A 16844-nucleotide genomic window follows, 5' to 3' on the forward strand; every position below is an offset into this window, starting at 1 on the left:
CCCCCGCATTTCTTCAGGCTATTGCGATTGATTTTCACGTCCAATAGTGTGCCTATATATGAAGCATTACACACTTTCCCTCTGCGCGGTGCTCTCTGCCACGGCAGTAGCCATCGCCTCCTGTTCCGCCCCCACCGAAGAGGAAAAGGATTCCCTGCACTCCCACGACCACGCGCACAGCGAGGAGGACCACGCTCACGAGCACGACCATGACCACGCCGGGCACTCACACGAAGGCTTCGAAGCCGAAGAGGGACAGACCGAGGTAGCCCAGCTGCCCACCCGTATCGTTATCTCCCATGCAGACGGCTTGAGCGCTTATGACGCCAAAACGGGCAAAGTAATCGGCGAGGACAAGATGAATGCCTTCCTTCGTCTCAACGATGCCGGGGATAATCGCCACGTCATAGTCACTAAGGGCGATAGCTTCCTCACCTACGACACAGGCCGCATTACCAAGGGCCACGGCGATCACAACCACTACTACACCGCAGAGCCCTCGCTTGGCGACGCCCCTATCAAGGCCCCGCACGCCGGCCACGTTGTCCACCACGATGGCTTTACCGCACTGTTTTCAGATGGCGATGGCGTAGCACGGATTTACAAGACCGAAGACATGGGCAAAGACGATGCCCAGTCGGTCAATACCGTAGATACGGGGGCTGCTCACCACGGCGTGGCCGTACCACTGAAGGATGGCTCGGTAGTTATCACAAAGGGGACCGAGGACGAGCGCCACACCATCCAGCATCTGGATAAGGAGGGCAAGGTCCTTACTGAAACCACCAAGTGCCCTGGCGTGCACGGCGAGGCCGCCGCGGGTAACGGCAACATTTTCTTCGGCTGCGAGGATGGCCCTGTAGTCTTCGATGGCACAAAGTTCCACAAGGTGGACGCCTCCGCCTATGCCGGAGCAGGCGGATACCAGCGCTCCGGCAATGCTGCCGGTTCGGAGGAATCCGATGTCATTCTGGCCGATAATAAGACCGACAAGGATGCAGAGCTCGAACGCCCCACCTCCGTGACCCTGGTGAATGCCAAGGATTTTTCCGCCAAGAAGGTTGAGCTCGATGCTTCCTACTGGTTCCGCTCCCTGGCCCGCGGCCCGCTGGGCGAGGCACTGGTGCTCACCACCGACGGCAAACTCAACATCATCGACCCAGATTCCGGCGAAATCACTTCGCAGATCGATGCCATTTCCAGGTGGAAAGAAAATAAGGAGTGGCAGCAGCCGGGGCCCATCCTGCAGGCTGCCGATGGCTACGCCTTTATTACCGACGCCCAGAAGAAGCAGCTCGTGGTCATCGACCTCCTCCAAGAAAAGGAAGTTAATCGTTTCGACCTCGACATCGAGCCCACCGAGATGACGGTGCTCTAGCTACAGCACCACGGCGCCGCTAGCAGGACCATGGGTAGCCACACCCTTGGTGCCGGGAATTTCCACCGTCACTTGGGAGACCACTTCCTTAGCCTCCTCTGCCCCAGCGCAGAGGAAGGCACAGGTCGGACCACTGCCGGAGACGATACCCGCGAGGGCTCCAGCGGCCACACCCGCCTCCAGCGTCTTGCGCAGGTCCGGGCGCAGGGAAAGCGCCGCCGGCTGCAAGTCATTGTGCAAGTGCTGTGCCACCCGGTGCGGGTCGCCCGAGATAAGCGCCTGCGATACTGCCGCAGTATCCATGTGCGGCGCGCCGCCGCGACCCTTTTCTCGCATTTCATCCAGCTTGTGAAAGACCTGCGGGGTAGATAGCCCGCGATCCGAAGCGATGAGCGCCCAGTGGTAGGTACCGCGCGCCATCATCGGGGTAAGCTGCTCGCCGCGCCCTGTACCGAGCGCAGTGCCACCCAACAGGGTAAAGGGAACATCCGAGCCCAGCGCCGCGCCTAGCGCGTCCAAGATCGGCTCACCCACCGAGTCGATGTTGTAGTAGCCGCCATAGCAGCGCTCGGCTAAGCGCAGCGCGGCGGCCGCATCAGCAGAGCCGCCCGCCATGCCTCCGGCGGTAGGGATGGCTTTGTGGATTTCCAGCGCTACCTCCGGCAGCGCCTTCGGTCCATGGGTGGTGTATAGGTACTGCATGATGCGGTTGACTGCGGTCCACGCCAAGTTTGTGTAGTCCTCCGGAACACCCTGTGCATGAGGGCCCGTAACCTTTAACCCTTGAATGCGCGGCTTATCCACCTCGGGATTACCCAAGTCCGTGAGTGTCACGGTGTCATGCAGCTCCAAAGACTGAAAGACGCTGGCAAGCTCATGGAACCCATCCTCGCGCGGTTCCTCCACGCCGAGGTGGATATTGACCTTGGAGTGAGCGCGCGCGGTATAGACGAATGGATCGCTATCTAGTGGTGCACTCATTTAGATTCCTGCCAATCGTACGAAGTCCTCCACGGCGAGCTTTTCACCGCGCTGCTTCGGATCGATATCCGCCGCTCGCAGGGCTTCCTCGGCGGCGGCACCCGAACCAAAGTGGCCGGACAATGCCGCGCGCAGGGTCTTGCGGCGTTGGGCAAAGGCGGCGTCGATAACCGGCCAGACCTTAGCCCGCGACTCATCGGTGACCGGCCAAGGAGCATCTTCAAAGACGTCGATGCGCACCAGCCCAGACTCAATATTGGGCGCGGGCCAAAAGACGTTCTTGCCAATCGTGCCAGCCTTGGAGACCTTGCCATAAAAGCCCGCCTTGACCGAGGGTACGCCATAAACCTTGCTGCCCGGCTGGGCCGCGAGACGGTCCGCCACCTCGAGCTGGACCATCACCAGCACGCGGCGAATGGAGGGAAAGGTCTCCAGCAAGTGCAGCAGAACCGGTACAGCGACGTTATACGGCAAGTTGGCCACGAGGGCAGTCGGCTCCGTGACGTCAGAATCCGTCACGCGCAACGCGTCCTTTTCCACTACGCGCAGGCGGTGTGCATACTCAGAGGCACGCTCGGCCACGGTATCGGGCAGCTGGGCGGCCAAACGGGAATCGATCTCTACCGCAGTCACCTCCCCCACGGCCTCAACCAAGCCAAGGGTCAGCGATCCCAAGCCGGGGCCTACCTCGAGGACGCGATCTGTGGGATCCAGCTCCGCCGCGGCGACGATGCGCCGGATGGTATTCGGGTCATGCAGAAAGTTCTGCCCCAGCTTCTTCGTGGGCACGATGTCGAGCTTCTCCGCGAGGGCGCGGATCTCTACAGGACCCAAAAGCGCGGCGCCGGTGGAATCAGTCATGCCTTCTAACTTAGTAGAAGAGACAAAAAGGCCGCACACCACAGTGGGTGTGCGGCCAAGAAGCGCTACGGTTTAACGCAGGCCCAGCTTGGAAGTACATGCCGGCCATGCGCCCCAGCCCTGCGCTGCCTGCACCTTTTCTGCCACGGCAATCTGCTGCTCGCGGGAAGCCTGCCATGCCTCCGGTGCGTACTCGGTGCCGCCGAATGCTGCCCAGGTCGATGGGGTGAACTGCAGGCCACCGGAGAAGCCGTTGCCGGTATTAATAGCCCAGTTACCGGTGGCCTCGCACTGTGCAATGGAATCCCAGACGGAGCCATCGGCCACCGCCGGAGCAGCAGCACCGGAGTTGCCGCCCTCCTCCGACTTTTCCTCCTCAGCCTTCTTGGTGCCGCGGGCAATGGTGGCAGCCTTAGGCTCGACGGTTACCTTTTCCTTGATGACGTCATTGGATTCCTTAGCGCCGTCCTTCATTACCAGCTTGTGGGTAATAACGCGCTTGCCCTTAACGCCTTCCTCGCGGACCTCTTCGGTGCCCTCTTCCAGCTCCGGGTCATCAACGTAATTAGGCTCGGCGTCAAACTCTTCTTCCGAGTCATAAACGGTGGTAGATACCTGGTCCACCTTGATGGACATGCCCTCGGTAACCTTGGTCTCCTTGGACGGGAAGACGCGGTCATCGTCATCAACGTCGATATTGCGGGCCTTGAGAACGTCCTCAACGGTCTTAGCGGCAATCTTGGTGTAGGTTACCTTGCCGCCATCATTAATCTTGACGATCTTCGGGGACACAACCTCAAGGTCCATGCCCTCTTCCAGCTGGGCGTCCTCGTCCACGTCAGCATCACCGGACTTCACAGAAGCACCCTTGACCACGCCGCTGAGGTTACCCAGCAGGTCAGAAACGGTGAGGTCGGTGGTGGACAGCTGCTGCTGCACGCCATCGATGGTCACGGCTACTGGCTTGGCGGTGCGCACAGAGATCTCATCGCCATCACCCACGGACTCGGACGGGGCTGGGGAGACGATGTCCCCCTCGCCTACCTGCACGCCGGCTGCCTCCAGCGCGCCATCGACATCCTTGGCAAAGGTAGCCAACTCCACCTTGTCGCCGTTGATGTCCACAGTGACATCCTTTTGTGCCGCAACGGCTACCACGCCGCCGACGGCTAGGGTGCCCAATACACCACCCGTTGCCAGGCGCAGTGGCAGCGAGCGGGAGTTATTGATGCGCTTGATCTGATGAGGTGACATGCTGAATAAATCTCCGGTAGTGCAGGTTTCAACAATTACAAGAGTTTAGGCCAGCAAAGTTGTCCACGCAGGCGTTTGCTTTACTAAGATCCGCTGCTGCCGCACCAAGGGCGGCGCTGCAGGATCCTAAAACCTAAACGAACGATTAATAACGATACGATAACAGCCCCACAAAGTCGAGGACTAATCCACCACACACCTCACTGGACACACAACCGCCACACCAAACACCCCCGCCACCTCTGACCAGCGGGTTTTATTTTTGTGAAAACCGTCACCTAGGCGTTAGCGCAGGCCGTAGACACGATCAAAAGTGTCATTTACCTCCGCCGCTAGCGCTTGCACCGTCTGGTGGCGCACGCGAGCGATGCATTCATATGTGTGCCCGATAAGAGCCGGTTCATTGCGCTGGCCCCGGTAGGGCTCTGGCGTCATATATGGCGCATCGGTTTCCACCAATAACTGGCCGGCCGGCGCCTTCGCCGCCGCCTGCCGCAGCTCGGCATTGCGCTTGAAGGTGACGTTACCGGCGAAGGACAATACGTAGCCGCGCTCCAAGGCCTCCTCTGCTACTTTCAGCGGCGAGGAAAAGCAGTGCAGCATAACGGTGTCGGGCGCGGGGGCGTCGGCAAGAATGCGCAGCAGGTTCGCATCCGCCTCGCGGTTGTGAATCATCAGCGTCTTGCCATGGCGCACCGCAAGGTCAATATGCCAGCGCAGGGATTCCTCCTGCTGGGCCATGGTCGCGGTGGTCTCCGGCTCGTGCTGCACCCAGTAGGCATCGAGGCCGGTCTCTCCCACTGCTACGCAGCGCGGATCCGCCACCATCTCCTCCAGTGCCACCTTGGTAGGTGCATCCAACTCGTTGGCGCGCACTGGGTGGATGGCACAGGCGGCATACACATCCGGAAAGGAATGTGCAGTAGCTAGAGCCGCTGCCGATTCACGGCGGTCATCGCCCACCGTCACCATGCGGCTAATACCGGCGGTGCGCGCGCGATTGACCAGCACCTCATCGGTGTCCTTGTGTGAAAAAAGATGCGTGTGCGCATCGATGAGGCCGCTTAGGCCCGGTGCCGGAACGGGAGTGGGACGTCGCTTCTTTTTAGCCATGTAGGCAATTGTAATATTGGCTGCCATGTTGATCAGACCCGCTGGCCTTGCGGATGTGCCCGCCATGACCGAGACCCTCAACTGGGCTATCGAGCACACCGATGTTATTTTCCGCGCTACCCCGGCTAACATCGCAGAGCGCGAGGCCTACCTGCGCGGCATCTGGGACGAGGGCTGCCCGTGCTTCATCGCGGAGTCCGATTCTGGCACCTACCTGGGGTGGGCGCTCTACTATCCTTACCGCGATCCGCAGGTGTGGACGGGCTGTTATGAGACCACCATCTATCTCTCCCCTGCTGCTCAGGGCCGGGGCGTTGGCACTGCGTTGCTTGGTGCCTTGGTAGATGCGGCCCGCGCCGATACAAAGGTTCATTCCCTGCTCGCCCTCATCGTCTCCACCAATGCGGCATCGCTAAAGTTGCATGAAAAGTTCGGGTTTGAAAACGTGGGTACTCTTAAAGAGGTTTGCTACAAGTTCGATCACTGGTTCAGCCTCACCCACCTACAACTTCTGGTGTAAAGGAATTTCTATGCATATCCGTCCTGCTGAGCTTGCCGACGCCCCCGCACTCACCGCTATCTACAACGTCGGCTCCGCAGCGAAACCCGCCGCTAACCTGGTCACGTGGCAAGAAGATGTCTCCGACCGCGAAGAGTGGCTCAAGGAGATGTTTAAGGCCGGCTCCCCAGTCTTTGTAGCCGTGCACGATGATGAAGTCATTGGTTGGGCGGCCTACTTCCAGTTCGTCACCCCCGCCATCTATTACGGCACCGTGGAAGATTCCGTCTACATTGCGCCCTCCGCTCAGGGTAAGGGCGTGGGCTCCGAGCTTCTCGACGCCCTTATGGACGTCGCCGCCGACGACGCCTACGTGCAGACGATGATCACCTATATCGTCGATACCAACGAGAGTTCTATCGCCCTGCACAAGAAGTTCGGCTTCACCGAGACCGGCCGCATGCCGAATATCCATACCAAAGATGGCGTCCGCCTCGGCTTGGTGCACCTCCAGCGCGATTTCGAGCGCTAAACCCGCAACCACCCTTCCCGGCAAGGATTCGGGTATTTCGTACTCTTTCTTTCTAGTCCGGAATACAGAAACGGCCGCGTTATGCCCTTTTCTTCGCCGAAAAGGGGACCATAACGCGGCCGTTTTAGGTGCTGTTACTTAGTAACAGGCGCCCACTCGGGGCCGGTCTCGCCCAGCTCTGGGTCGAGCTTAGAAACGAGCGGCTTCGGCTTGGCCAAGGCGGTGCCCGGCTCTACCTGGATGCGCTCCCACTTTGCCTGCTGCTGGGTGTAGTCGCCCATGATGACCGGATACTCGTGGCCCTCTGGCGGCAAGCCAGCACCAACGAGCTCTACGGGGATATCATCCTTGACATCGTGGACCTCTGGCTGGGCTGCCCACACGCCGCTACGGCCCAAGGTTTCATGGACCTTCTGCGCGGTAAACGGCAGGTACGGCGTGAGCATAACATTGCAGTCAGAAACCACCTGGAGAGCAGTCCACAGCACGGTAGCTAGGCGCTCGCGCTGGGCCTCATCCTTGGCCAACTTCCATGGCTCTTGGTCTGCAATATAAGCGTTGGCTTCGCCGACGACGTGCATGATAGCGGTAATCGCCTGCTTGAACTTGGACTGCTCCAACAAAGCACCGGCGGTCTCGAAGGTCTCTTCCGCCAGCTGCAGGATCTCCTTATCCTTTTCTTCCAGCGCCGCTGGTGCCGGAACTTCACCGAAGTTCTTAAAGGCCATAGATACGGTGCGGTTGACCAGGTTGCCCCAGCCATTGGCCAGCTCATTATTGATACGGCGGACGAATTCATCCCAGGTGAAGTCCGTGTCATTGTTTTCCGGACCGGCCACGGCGATGAAGTAGCGCAGGGCATCTGGGCCAAACTCCGCCAAGAAATCCTTGACATAGATGACAACGCCCTTGGACGAGGAGAACTTGGAACCAGACATGGTCAAGTACTCAGAGGAGACAATCTCCGTAGGCAGGTTCAACTCGCCGTACTGGTGGAGTTCACCGCCCTTGTTGCCCTTGCCGGCATAGCCCAAAAGCTCGGCCGGCCAGATCTGGGAGTGGAAGGTGATATTGTCCTTGCCTTGGAAGTAATAGTGGCGGGCCTCCGGGTTCTGCCAGAAGTCCTTCCATGCCTCCGGCTGACCGGTGCGGTATGCCCACTCGATGGAGGAAGACAGGTAACCGATGACCGCATCGAACCACACGTAGAGCTTCTTAGCGTTATTGTCCTGCCAGCCCTCAACGGGGATCGGAATGCCCCAATCAATATCGCGCGTCATGGTGCGCGGGCGCATATCCTCCAGCAGGTTCAGGGAGAACTTCAAGACGTTCGGGCGCCAGTCCTCACGGGTGGAAAGCCACTTTTGCAGCTCCTCCTTGATGGAGGGCAGATCCAGCAGGAAGTGCTCGGTTTCAATGAACTTTGGGGTCTCGCCGTTGATCTTGGATACGGGGTTGATCAGGTCCACCGGGTCGAGCTGGTTGCCACACTCATCGCACTGGTCACCGCGGGCGCCATCCGCGCCGCAGATGGGGCAAGTGCCCTCAATGTAGCGATCCGGCAGGGTGCGTCCGGTAGACGGCGAAATAGCACCCTGGGTGGTCTCTTTGAGCATGTAGCCATTGGCATACAGGCCCTTGAAGAGTTCCTGTACCACGGAGTAGTGGTTACGAGTGGTGGTACGAGTAAAAAGATCGTAGGACAGGCCGAGGTTGGCTAGGTCAGTGACGATCTGGCGGTTGTAGCGGTCTGCGAGCTCGCGAACGGACACGCCTTCTTTGTCCGCTTGAACCAATAGCGGAGTGCCGTGCTCGTCCGTACCGGAGACCATGAGTACGTTGCGGCCACGCATTCGCTGGAAACGTGCAAAGACGTCAGAAGGAACACCAAAGCCGGCCACATGACCGATGTGGCGCGGGCCGTTGGCATAGGGCCAGGCAACATTTACTACTACAGACTCAGTCATGGGTTCTACTGTATCGAAGCCGGCTCCTGCCCACACGATTAGGGCAGACATTTACTCCGCAGGTGAACCGCTTTTTCAGAACAAAGCGCCCACCGCTTCCCCACTGCTGAGGAAACGATGGGCGCTATGAAAGCAAACCGTGAAGGGCGCGAATTACTTGCGCTTCATCGGGTGCTTGAGACGCTCGTTGCGGCGCTTCTTAAGTACCTGCGTGCGCTGGTACTCGCGGTGCAAGCGGCGCTCGCGGGCCATCTTGCGCTGGAACTGCTGTGCCTCGCGGTACTCGAGGTAAATAATATCCTCGCTCAGAGCCTTGTAGATGGCGAACATCAGGCCTATGACAATGAACAGGAACGGCAGTGCAGCAACGATGGTGACGTTCTGCAGGTTAGTCAGCGCGTCCTCATTAGCCAGGAGCAGGGTCAGGCCTACCAAGGCAGTCAGTGCGCCCCATGCCGCGGATAGCCACGGCTTAGCGGTAGAAGCACCATTTTGGGACATAGAACCCATCACCGTGGACGCAGAGTCCGCAGAGGTGATAAAGAAGGTGGACAACAGGACCGCCGCAACGATGCCGGCAACGAAGCCGCCAGGCATGGACTGCAGCAGATTAAACAGCTCTTCCTCAGCAGACTCGCCGGTAATGGATTCGCCGTTTTGCTCCATGTGGATAGCGGTGCCGCCGAAGATAGCGAACCACAGGGTGGATACGCCAGCTGGAATAAGCAGGACGCCGAGGCAGAACTCGCGGACGGAACGGCCACGGGAGATGCGTGCCAGGAACATGCCCACGAATGGGGACCAGGAAACCCACCATGCCCAGTAGAAGATGGTGTAGCCGGACAGCCACTCACCGGCGGTGCCGTTTTCGGACTCGGCCGTGCGGCCGATCATCTCGGTGAAGTAGTTGAGGTAGTTACCAATGGAGCCAGGAATCTGGTTGAGGATGGTAACGGTCGGGCCCAAGATGAACACGAAGATCGCCAGCACTGCGGCAAGGACCATATTCGCATTGGAAATGTACTGAATGCCCTTGCCCACACCGGACATCGCGGACAGGAGGAATGCGAGGGTAAGAACCAGCACGATGCCGATAACCACGGAATTGGTGGGGTTATCGATGATTCCGGATGCCTTCAAGCCGGCCTGAATCTGCAGGGCACCCAGGCCCAAGGAGCAGGCGGTACCGAAGACGGTGGCGAAGATGGACAGGATATCGATGAACTTGCCCACCGCACCGTTGGCGTTACGCTCGCCGATGAGCGGCACGAAGGCCTGGCTCAATAGCTGCTTGCGGCCAATGCGGAAGGTGGAGTACGCGATGGCCAAGCCAACGATGGCGTACACCGCCCAGGGGTGCAGCGTCCAGTGGAACATGGCATAGGCCATGGACGATCCAACGTTGCCAGTGCCCTCGCCCGGGGTGCCGTCACGGTAGTTAGCCAGCGGCTCGGAAGCGCCGTAGAACATCAGGCCAATGCCCATGCCGGCGGCGAACATCATGGCAATCCACGATGGCGTGGAAAATTCCGGCTCCTCATTAATGTGGCCCAACTTGATGGAGCCGAACTTGGAGGCGGCAATAAACACAACGAACACCACGAAGACGGTGCCGAAGAGGATATAGGCCCAACCGAAGTTGTCCACGACCCAGGTCAGGGCCGAAGAGGAGAAATTGGCAAAGTTATCCGGGGCGGCCAGGCCCCACACAACGATCGCGGCGACCAGAACACCGGCGATGCCGACGATGGACCAATCGATTGGCATATTGTCACGATCGGCCGCGATTTCCACCTCAGGATCGTCATAGCGCTCCGGGTGGAAGCCATCGGAGTGAATCATATCCTGAAGCTGGCCGGTGGCAGATTGTGCGTCCAGCTGTTCGTCTACAGTCTGATAATTCTCAATAGGCTGCCCGCTCGAAGAAGCAGAGGCCGGCTGCGCCTGTGCGCCGACCGGTTCCTTTCCTTCTTCTGGCACGCCTGTGCCCATATTTTCCGAGTTCGTCATGAGCTATACAGTGGTGCGGAACTACTCAATTATCAAACGAAGCACGTAGAAACTTCGCTGCTCAACGCCGTTTCCCAGGGATTTTCCACAATAATTTGAAAGGTTTTTACGCTTTATTTCCCCATGTAAATACCGCTTTAATCCGCCCACACGCCCGAGGACTATAACAATTCAATTACAAATCCCCCGTTAGTGAAGCCGTCTACGCGCGCTACGGGGGTGTGACGTAATCGAATAAGCGGTGGGGACTAATCCTTGCGAGCCGCCAAAGCGGCATCATAAAGATCGCGATTAGAAACCTCGGTGCCTTTGGCTACCTGCTTGCACGCGTCCTTCAGTCGCATCCCCGCGTCCGCTAGCTCGAGCGCCTTGGGCACCAAGTCTGCGGCGGTAGCGGCAGCGGCAGTACCGCCCTCAATCACTACGGTGATCTCTCCCCGAGCACCGTCTACTGCCCACTCAGCTAGCTCGCCCAGATTGCCACGGCGGATTTCCTCATAGGTCTTGGTCAGCTCTCGGCACACCGCGGCCGGGCGGTCGGCGCCGAGAATTTCCGCTGCCTCGGCCAAGGTTTCGGCTACGCGGTGAGGAGATTCGAAGAAGACGATGGCTCGCTTTTCGTTACGCAGTGACTCCAGCCACGCCTTGCGGGGACCGGGCTTGCGAGGAGGAAAGGCGTCGAAAAGGAAATGCCCCACGCCCAGGCCCGAAAGCGCCAGGGCCGTCGGCACGGCAGAAGGGCCAGGAAAACAGGTCACGGGGATATCCCGCTCGGCTGCCGCGGCCACAAGGGACAGGCCCGGATCCGAAATAATGGGCATGCCGGCATCGGTGACGACGAGGACGGTGCCTGACGCGGCGGCGTCGATAAGCTGCTGGGCTCGGTCCTTTTCATTGTGATCAAAATTGGACACCACCCGCCCGGAAATCTCGATCCCTAAAGCCTGGGCCAGATTGCGCACGCGCCGCGTATCTTCGGCCGCGATAACGTCCGCATGCTGCAAGGCATGCATTAAACGCGCGGAGGCATCTCCTACGTTTCCCAGCGGCGTGGCGGCGAGGATTACCCCGCACGGTAGTGGATCCAGACCTAAAGCAGACATACTTCTAGCATTCCATACTCTTTAATGCGCGGTTGCGCTACGTTGTCGCCTAGACTCAACCAAGTGACTATTGCTACCGCTGCCCCATCGCGCACCACGCACGACACCGTGGCTCCGCCAGCACCCCGCGCCTATGCGTGGGGCAAGGCTGACTGGATAAGCACTAGCGTCGTCGGCGTCCTTGCGCTCATTACCCGCTTTATCGGACTTACCGCGCCCGTTTCCAAGGGCACGCCCGTCTTTGATGAGAAGCACTACGTTCCCCAAGCCTGGGACATGGTGCGAAGCTGGGATAACCTTTTTATCGGCGGTATTGAAACCAACCCCGGCTATGGTCTGGTGGTACACCCACCGCTGGGTAAGCAGATCGTGGCACTTGCCGAATGGATCTTTGGTTATTCCCCTTTGGGCTGGCGTTTTATGACGGCCCTCTTCGGAGCAGCCACCGTGCTCTTGACGATGTCCCTGGCCCGCCGGGTCTCTTTATCCTGGCAGGTAGCAACCCTAGCTGGCCTCATCGCCGTATTTGATGGCGTGCTCTTGGTCTCCTCCAAGTTCGGCATGCTGGATATCTTCCAAGTCTTTTTCGTTGTAGCCGCCGCCTGGGCGCTCGCCCGCGATCATAATCAGATGCGCGAGCGCCTCCACAACGCGTTTTTGAAGGACCGGATGGGCTCTTCCGCCTTCGGCCCGCGCTTTGGATTCCGCTGGTGGCGCCTCCTCGCAGGTGTCTGCCTTGGTCTTTCCCTGGGCGTGAAGTGGTCCGGCCTGTACTTCATCATGTTCTTTGGCCTGATGTCCGTCTTTAGCGACCTTGCCCTGCGCAAGCGCTATGGGGTGCGCCGCTATATCCTCGGTACACTGGTGCGCGATACCCCTGCTGCCCTGGCCTCCCTTGTGCTCGTGCCGGTACTGCTCTACGCCTGGACGTGGCGGGCTTGGTTTTCCTCCGAAACCGCCGTGTACCGCCATGCCAAGGTGGATGGGACCATCGAGGATGGATCGTGGCTAATGCACCTGCCCGATTCTTTGGCCGGCTGGTTCTACTACCATTCCTCTGTCTTGGAATTCCATGCCAGCCTTACCTCCTCCGGCGGCCACCATCACCCGTGGGATTCCAAGCCCTGGGCCTGGCTCGTTGGCGCCCGCCCTATTTTGTACTACTCCTCCACAGACCTGCAGTGCGGTGATGGCAGTAACGAATGCCGCAAGATGCTCTACCTCTTTGGCACCCCGGCCATCTGGTGGCTGGTCATCCCGGCCGTGCTGTGGGGACTGTGGTCACTCATTATTCGGCGCAACCGTGCCTTCCTTATCCCCTTGGTGGGCTTTGCGGCAGGCTTCTTGCCTTGGCTCGCGGCCTTTGACCGCCAGATGTACTTCTTCTACGCCACCGCTTTTATCCCCTTTGTCATCGTGCTTATTGCATTAGCTTTAGGCCAGCTCATCGGGCATGGCAAGCCTGTGCGGTGGGGATGGCTGAAGAGCTTGGCCGGCGGCCCTGTACGTTGGGGTACTATCGCCGCCGTGTTCTACCTAGCCCTGGTAGTGGCGATGTTCTTCTATTTCTCTCCCATTTTGTACGGCTACAAGATTCCAGATTCCTGGTACCACTCCATGATGTGGCTGCCGAGCTGGACCTAACCGCGCCTGAATGAAGTTTATTGCGGCTGTGCATTGAGGGACTTCCACCACGCGCGCACGAGGTAGCCCTTTTCCGCCGCCCAAGCCCACGCCAGGCTAATAGTTGCCAGCGCGGTGGCAATAAGGAAATACACCTGCTCAATGGTAACGGTACCCAGCGCTATATCGCGCATTCCAAAGCCGAAGAGGAAGGCAAACATCGTGGTCGATACCGGAAGCAGGCCGGTGAGCGCTGCGGGGCGCCAGGCGCTGAAGAATAGGCCGCAGGCCATGCCAAAGCGTACTGCCGCGCCCTCCATCAGCAGGTTGGCTCGCTCCGGATCCGCAGTGGGATCTAGAACTTTTCCTTCCGCGCCCAACGGTACGAGCCCGGAGGCGTGCACGATGAGGACCACTGCCCAGATCGCAAAGATGGCCCCCATAAGCACCATTGCGGCCCGCGCAACCGTGAGGTTGGCTTGGCGAGCGCTCGCGGTACGTCGCCATTCCGGCTCCACGCCGGCCAAGATGACATCAGAAAGATCCGTGGGCGGAGCCATGCCGGAATCCACGGGCTCCACAAAGCTCAATGAACGCGATAGCGCGGCCGCCTTGTCACGGAAAGCGCGGCATTCGGCGCAGCTTTCCAGGTGAGTATCAATGACGTCCTGGGACAGCTCGGAGTGCTCTCCATCCATATGCGCGGAGATAGCCGCTTGGACCTGGCTATGCGTCAACATTGCTGAGCACCCCGTCCATGCTGGCTCTACCGGAGCCAAAAATTACGATCATCAGCAGGGATAACAGCAATACCAGTGGGTATTCGATTCCACCATCGGCAGCAAATAGCCCGTGGCCCAGGTGCACGAAATACAGGGCACAGCCCATGAGCAATGCGAGTGCCCCGGCGACAAAAGTGGTGAGCAGACCAACGACGAGGAATGCACCGCCGGCCATCTCTCCTATGGCGGCGATATAGCCGGAAAGCTGTGGCTGCGGCACCCCCAGGGCGGAAAATTGCCCCACAGTTTCATCCATGCCGGTCATAAACATCTTGTCCACGCCGTGTGCGATAAAGATTAATCCGAGGACCGCTCGAAACATAAGCAGTGCGGCATCGCGTACGGCAGGTCTATTCATGCTGAACAGATTACCCTGAACCCCTCACCCGATGCGAAGGCAATGGACTACACCCATGCTCCTGGGAAATTCGCCCTTTGGCGGGGGAAGGAAAAGAACACGGCCGCGCGGGCTGTTTCAATGGGAACCACGCACAAAAGATAAAAGGAGAACACCATGAGCGAACCAACTACGCAGTCCGAAGAGCGAACCACCTTGGTCTATGACGATGATGGCCTGGGCCGCCCGCCTTGGGCGATGTCCTCGCCGATGTTAAAGGAGTATTACGACACCGAATGGGGCCTGCCCATTTTCGATGAAGCTGGACTCTACGAGCGTTTGAGTCTCGAATCTTTCCAGTCCGGCCTGTCCTGGGCGGTGGTGCTCAAGAAGCGCGAGGCCTTCCGTGCGGCCTTTTGCAACTTCGATCCGGACAAGGTCGCCCAATTCGGCGAGACTGACGTGGAGCGTTTGCTTGGCGACGCCTCCATTATCCGCAACGAAACCAAAATCCGCGCCGCGATTAATAACGCCAAGGCGACCATCGCTCTGCGCGAGGAAGGCGGGCTGGCGGAGTTCATTTGGGCCTACCAACCTCCAGAAAACCTCTACCCCACCGTGATGGAGGATATTCCGAAAAAGAGCTACGAGTCCAAGCTCATGTCCCGCGAGCTCAAGAAGAAGGGGTTTCGCTTCGTTGGCCCGGTTACCTGTTTCGCCCTCATGGAGGCCATCGGCATGATTGATACCCACCTCATCGGCTCTCATCGCCGCGGCACCTCCGGGGTGTGGCTGGAGAGCGGCGTGCCGAATTATGGCCTAGCGCAGGAATACAACGCGATCGCGAACTCACAGACAGCGAGCGCCGACGAGCTCCACGGCGCTACTAGCTAGTCCGCCACACGCGCTTATCCAGCGCGGCGGGCTGCTAGGTCATCGCGGCGATCGTAGCCATCCGGCCCGGCGTGCGGGCCGTCAAAGTCGCCGTCCTCACCATCGCTATAGCTCAGCGGAAGATGCACGAAGTCCGGGCTCTCATCGTCGATTTCCACGACCACGGCGCCTGGGCGGCGCAGATTGCGTGGAATCTTCAGCTCTTCATCCTCGGTGTTGCGCACGCCCAAACGGGCGCGGCGCAGGTGGCGCACACGGCGGCGCATCAGTGCCTGTTCCTGGCGGACCTGAGAGCGAAGGGCGATCAAGTAGGCCACGGTGAGCACGCCGGCGACCGCAGCCAACCACCAAGTCCAGCCACCAACTACGATGCCGAGGGCCACCGTGAGCACCACAGCCACGGCCAGCCCCAGCAAGGTGCGCTGACGTCGCTGGTAGCGCGTTGCAGACTTTTCCTTTTCCGCTACCGGATCCCAGCCACCGCGGCCCAAACGACGCTGGGCAAATTCGACCTCGTCCTCGGACAGGTCAGTATCCAAGCCGGCTTCGTCTGCTTCCGTGGCCGCTGCTAGTTTCTCGGACCCCTTGGCCTCGGACACATCATCCGCGCCGGCAGGCTCTACGGGGTCATTCTCCCTGACCTCGGCCTTGTCTACGGCGCCCGGATACATGAGGTCTACCGGCGAGGTATAGGTTTCGTCGTAGGTATAAGCATCGCTCGCCACGCTAGAGACAGCTGGAGCGCTAAAGACCTCAGCCTCGGCGGCGGCAACTTCGGCGGCATCGTTCTTCGAGGCCTTGTCCGCGGCGTCGTCCTCGTCCTCCAGGAGCACGTCATCGACATCGTCTGCCTCTGCGGTGTTGGCTTCCTTGTCCGCATCAGCCTGCTGGGAGGCAGGAACCGCAGCTGCCTGTGGCTCGACTGCAGACTCGTCTTCTTCTGCAATCGCTTCTTCCACCAATTCGCCGTCGATGGTTTCTGCCTGTTCCTTGGATTCTTCACCCGCGGTGGAGGCGGAAGCGCCAGTAAACGCTCGGCTACCGCTGCCGAAGGGCTGGGACTTGGCCCGGCGTGCGGCGCCGGCAATCGTTACGGAGCGCGACGAGGGCTTGGTGGTCTCGGCATCGGATTCACTGTTGGCAGCGTCTGCAACCTCGACGACTTCGTAGTCCGCCTCGTCTTCATCGTCACGGCGGTGGACGTCTTCAGCGCGCAGGCGCGGACGACGCCGGCCAGCGACCTTGCCGGAATCTCCTTCAAAGAGGACCCGGGTATCTTCAAAGGCCTCACCGGTATGGCTCATTGGGCGATTATTCCTACCCAATAGCCACGGTGCGAGCACGAAGAGCCACACCACGATGATCGCGATAATCGGCACAGCTGTCGACACGAAAAGGACCTTCCCCTTGGATACAGATGATTACTCCACCTTAAACGGTGAAACCGCACCGTAGCACCCCAAATTCGCACAAATTACAATGTTGTGACTTATGTGAAAATTGAGGTGGG

The 16844-nt window shown here is 59.5% G+C and carries 15 protein-coding genes; 5 read left to right on the top strand and 10 right to left on the bottom strand.

What is annotated here, in order from left to right; translation table 11 throughout:
- The first annotated feature begins 58 nt into the window (after nucleotides 1-58).
- Nucleotides 59-1378 carry a hypothetical protein gene (locus RAE04_RS06470; RefSeq protein ID WP_317026810.1) on the top strand — a complete coding sequence of 440 codons (1320 nt, stop codon included), beginning with the start codon at nucleotides 59-61 and terminating at the stop codon, nucleotides 1376-1378.
- On the opposite strand, the gene RAE04_RS06475 is transcribed toward RAE04_RS06470, so the two are convergent.
- The 4 genes from RAE04_RS06475 to RAE04_RS06490 all read right to left on the bottom strand — a co-directional run bounded on the left by RAE04_RS06475 (nucleotide 1379) and on the right by RAE04_RS06490 (nucleotide 5614).
- On the bottom strand, nucleotides 1379-2359 hold the full coding sequence (locus RAE04_RS06475) for a 4-(cytidine 5'-diphospho)-2-C-methyl-D-erythritol kinase (protein WP_317026811.1): 981 nt from the start codon (nucleotides 2357-2359) through the stop codon (nucleotides 1379-1381).
- On the bottom strand, nucleotides 2360-3220 hold the full coding sequence (gene rsmA / locus RAE04_RS06480; protein WP_317026812.1) for a 16S rRNA (adenine(1518)-N(6)/adenine(1519)-N(6))-dimethyltransferase RsmA: 861 nt from the start codon (nucleotides 3218-3220) through the stop codon (nucleotides 2360-2362). It lies immediately after the preceding gene.
- 72 nt (nucleotides 3221-3292) lie between these two features.
- Complete coding sequence (locus tag RAE04_RS06485; RefSeq protein WP_317026813.1) at nucleotides 3293-4474, bottom strand: transglycosylase family protein; 1182 nt, start codon at nucleotides 4472-4474, stop codon at nucleotides 3293-3295.
- A gap of 285 nt (nucleotides 4475-4759) precedes the next feature.
- Nucleotides 4760-5614 carry a TatD family hydrolase gene (locus RAE04_RS06490; protein WP_317026814.1) on the bottom strand — a complete coding sequence of 285 codons (855 nt, stop codon included), beginning with the start codon at nucleotides 5612-5614 and terminating at the stop codon, nucleotides 4760-4762.
- On the opposite strand from RAE04_RS06490, the gene RAE04_RS06495 reads away from it, so the two are divergent.
- A complete protein-coding gene (locus RAE04_RS06495; RefSeq protein WP_317026815.1) occupies nucleotides 5613-6107 on the top strand; it encodes an N-acetyltransferase family protein in 495 nt (164 codons plus the stop codon). The two genes, RAE04_RS06490 and RAE04_RS06495, sit on opposite strands and share 2 nt — an antisense overlap.
- 10 nt (nucleotides 6108-6117) lie before the next feature.
- Nucleotides 6118-6618 (top strand): GNAT family N-acetyltransferase, encoded by a 501-nt coding sequence (locus RAE04_RS06500; protein ID WP_225747289.1) that lies wholly within the window; start codon nucleotides 6118-6120, stop codon nucleotides 6616-6618.
- A 134-nt stretch (nucleotides 6619-6752) separates the two neighbouring features.
- On the opposite strand, the gene metG is transcribed toward RAE04_RS06500, so the two are convergent.
- The 3 genes from metG to rsmI form a co-directional block, all read right to left on the bottom strand.
- Complete coding sequence (gene metG, locus RAE04_RS06505; protein ID WP_317026816.1) at nucleotides 6753-8585, bottom strand: methionine--tRNA ligase; 1833 nt, start codon at nucleotides 8583-8585, stop codon at nucleotides 6753-6755.
- A gap of 153 nt (nucleotides 8586-8738) precedes the next feature.
- Nucleotides 8739-10595 carry a BCCT family transporter gene (locus tag RAE04_RS06510; RefSeq protein WP_317026817.1) on the bottom strand — a complete coding sequence of 619 codons (1857 nt, stop codon included), beginning with the start codon at nucleotides 10593-10595 and terminating at the stop codon, nucleotides 8739-8741.
- Between the two features lie 248 nt (nucleotides 10596-10843).
- Nucleotides 10844-11698 carry a 16S rRNA (cytidine(1402)-2'-O)-methyltransferase gene (rsmI, locus tag RAE04_RS06515; RefSeq protein WP_317026818.1) on the bottom strand — a complete coding sequence of 285 codons (855 nt, stop codon included), beginning with the start codon at nucleotides 11696-11698 and terminating at the stop codon, nucleotides 10844-10846.
- 24 nt (nucleotides 11699-11722) lie between these two features.
- On the opposite strand from rsmI, the gene RAE04_RS06520 reads away from it, so the two are divergent.
- On the top strand, nucleotides 11723-13342 hold the full coding sequence (locus tag RAE04_RS06520) for a dolichyl-phosphate-mannose--protein mannosyltransferase (protein ID WP_317026819.1): 1620 nt from the start codon (nucleotides 11723-11725) through the stop codon (nucleotides 13340-13342).
- Between the two features lie 17 nt (nucleotides 13343-13359).
- On the opposite strand, the gene RAE04_RS06525 is transcribed toward RAE04_RS06520, so the two are convergent.
- Nucleotides 13360-14061 (bottom strand): zf-HC2 domain-containing protein, encoded by a 702-nt coding sequence (locus RAE04_RS06525; RefSeq protein ID WP_317026820.1) that lies wholly within the window; start codon nucleotides 14059-14061, stop codon nucleotides 13360-13362.
- Nucleotides 14048-14461 carry a DoxX family protein gene (locus RAE04_RS06530; RefSeq protein WP_317026821.1) on the bottom strand — a complete coding sequence of 138 codons (414 nt, stop codon included), beginning with the start codon at nucleotides 14459-14461 and terminating at the stop codon, nucleotides 14048-14050. Before RAE04_RS06530 ends, RAE04_RS06525 begins: the two co-directional genes overlap by 14 nt.
- A 156-nt stretch (nucleotides 14462-14617) precedes the next feature.
- On the opposite strand from RAE04_RS06530, the gene RAE04_RS06535 reads away from it, so the two are divergent.
- Entirely contained in the window at nucleotides 14618-15334 is a 717-nt protein-coding gene (locus RAE04_RS06535; protein ID WP_317026822.1) for a DNA-3-methyladenine glycosylase I, read from the top strand.
- A 14-nt stretch (nucleotides 15335-15348) separates the two neighbouring features.
- On the opposite strand, the gene glpR is transcribed toward RAE04_RS06535, so the two are convergent.
- A complete protein-coding gene (glpR, locus tag RAE04_RS06540; RefSeq protein WP_317026823.1) occupies nucleotides 15349-16725 on the bottom strand; it encodes a gephyrin-like molybdotransferase receptor GlpR in 1377 nt (458 codons plus the stop codon).
- Between the last annotated feature and the right edge of the window lie 119 nt (nucleotides 16726-16844).

Origin of the sequence: Corynebacterium sp. CTNIH16, assembly GCF_032821655.1 — a bacterium.
In the GTDB taxonomy this organism is placed as follows: Bacteria; Actinomycetota; Actinomycetes; order Mycobacteriales; family Mycobacteriaceae; genus Corynebacterium; species Corynebacterium marquesiae.

Coding starts and splice junctions, on each gene's coding strand:
- RAE04_RS06500 (WP_225747289.1), top strand. CDS start 6,118: ATGCATATCCGTCCTGCTGAGCTTGCCGACGCCCCCGCACTCACCGCT.
- RAE04_RS06525 (WP_317026820.1), bottom strand. CDS start 14,061: ATGTTGACGCATAGCCAGGTCCAAGCGGCTATCTCCGCGCATATGGAT.
- rsmI (WP_317026818.1), bottom strand. CDS start 11,698: ATGTCTGCTTTAGGTCTGGATCCACTACCGTGCGGGGTAATCCTCGCC.
- RAE04_RS06490 (WP_317026814.1), bottom strand. CDS start 5,614: ATGGCAGCCAATATTACAATTGCCTACATGGCTAAAAAGAAGCGACGT.
- metG (WP_317026816.1), bottom strand. CDS start 8,585: ATGACTGAGTCTGTAGTAGTAAATGTTGCCTGGCCCTATGCCAACGGC.
- rsmA (WP_317026812.1), bottom strand. CDS start 3,220: ATGACTGATTCCACCGGCGCCGCGCTTTTGGGTCCTGTAGAGATCCGC.
- RAE04_RS06530 (WP_317026821.1), bottom strand. CDS start 14,461: ATGAATAGACCTGCCGTACGCGATGCCGCACTGCTTATGTTTCGAGCG.
- RAE04_RS06470 (WP_317026810.1), top strand. CDS start 59: ATGAAGCATTACACACTTTCCCTCTGCGCGGTGCTCTCTGCCACGGCA.
- RAE04_RS06535 (WP_317026822.1), top strand. CDS start 14,618: ATGAGCGAACCAACTACGCAGTCCGAAGAGCGAACCACCTTGGTCTAT.
- RAE04_RS06485 (WP_317026813.1), bottom strand. CDS start 4,474: ATGTCACCTCATCAGATCAAGCGCATCAATAACTCCCGCTCGCTGCCA.
- RAE04_RS06495 (WP_317026815.1), top strand. CDS start 5,613: ATGTTGATCAGACCCGCTGGCCTTGCGGATGTGCCCGCCATGACCGAG.
- RAE04_RS06510 (WP_317026817.1), bottom strand. CDS start 10,595: ATGACGAACTCGGAAAATATGGGCACAGGCGTGCCAGAAGAAGGAAAG.
- RAE04_RS06520 (WP_317026819.1), top strand. CDS start 11,723: ATGCGCGGTTGCGCTACGTTGTCGCCTAGACTCAACCAAGTGACTATT.
- RAE04_RS06475 (WP_317026811.1), bottom strand. CDS start 2,359: ATGAGTGCACCACTAGATAGCGATCCATTCGTCTATACCGCGCGCGCT.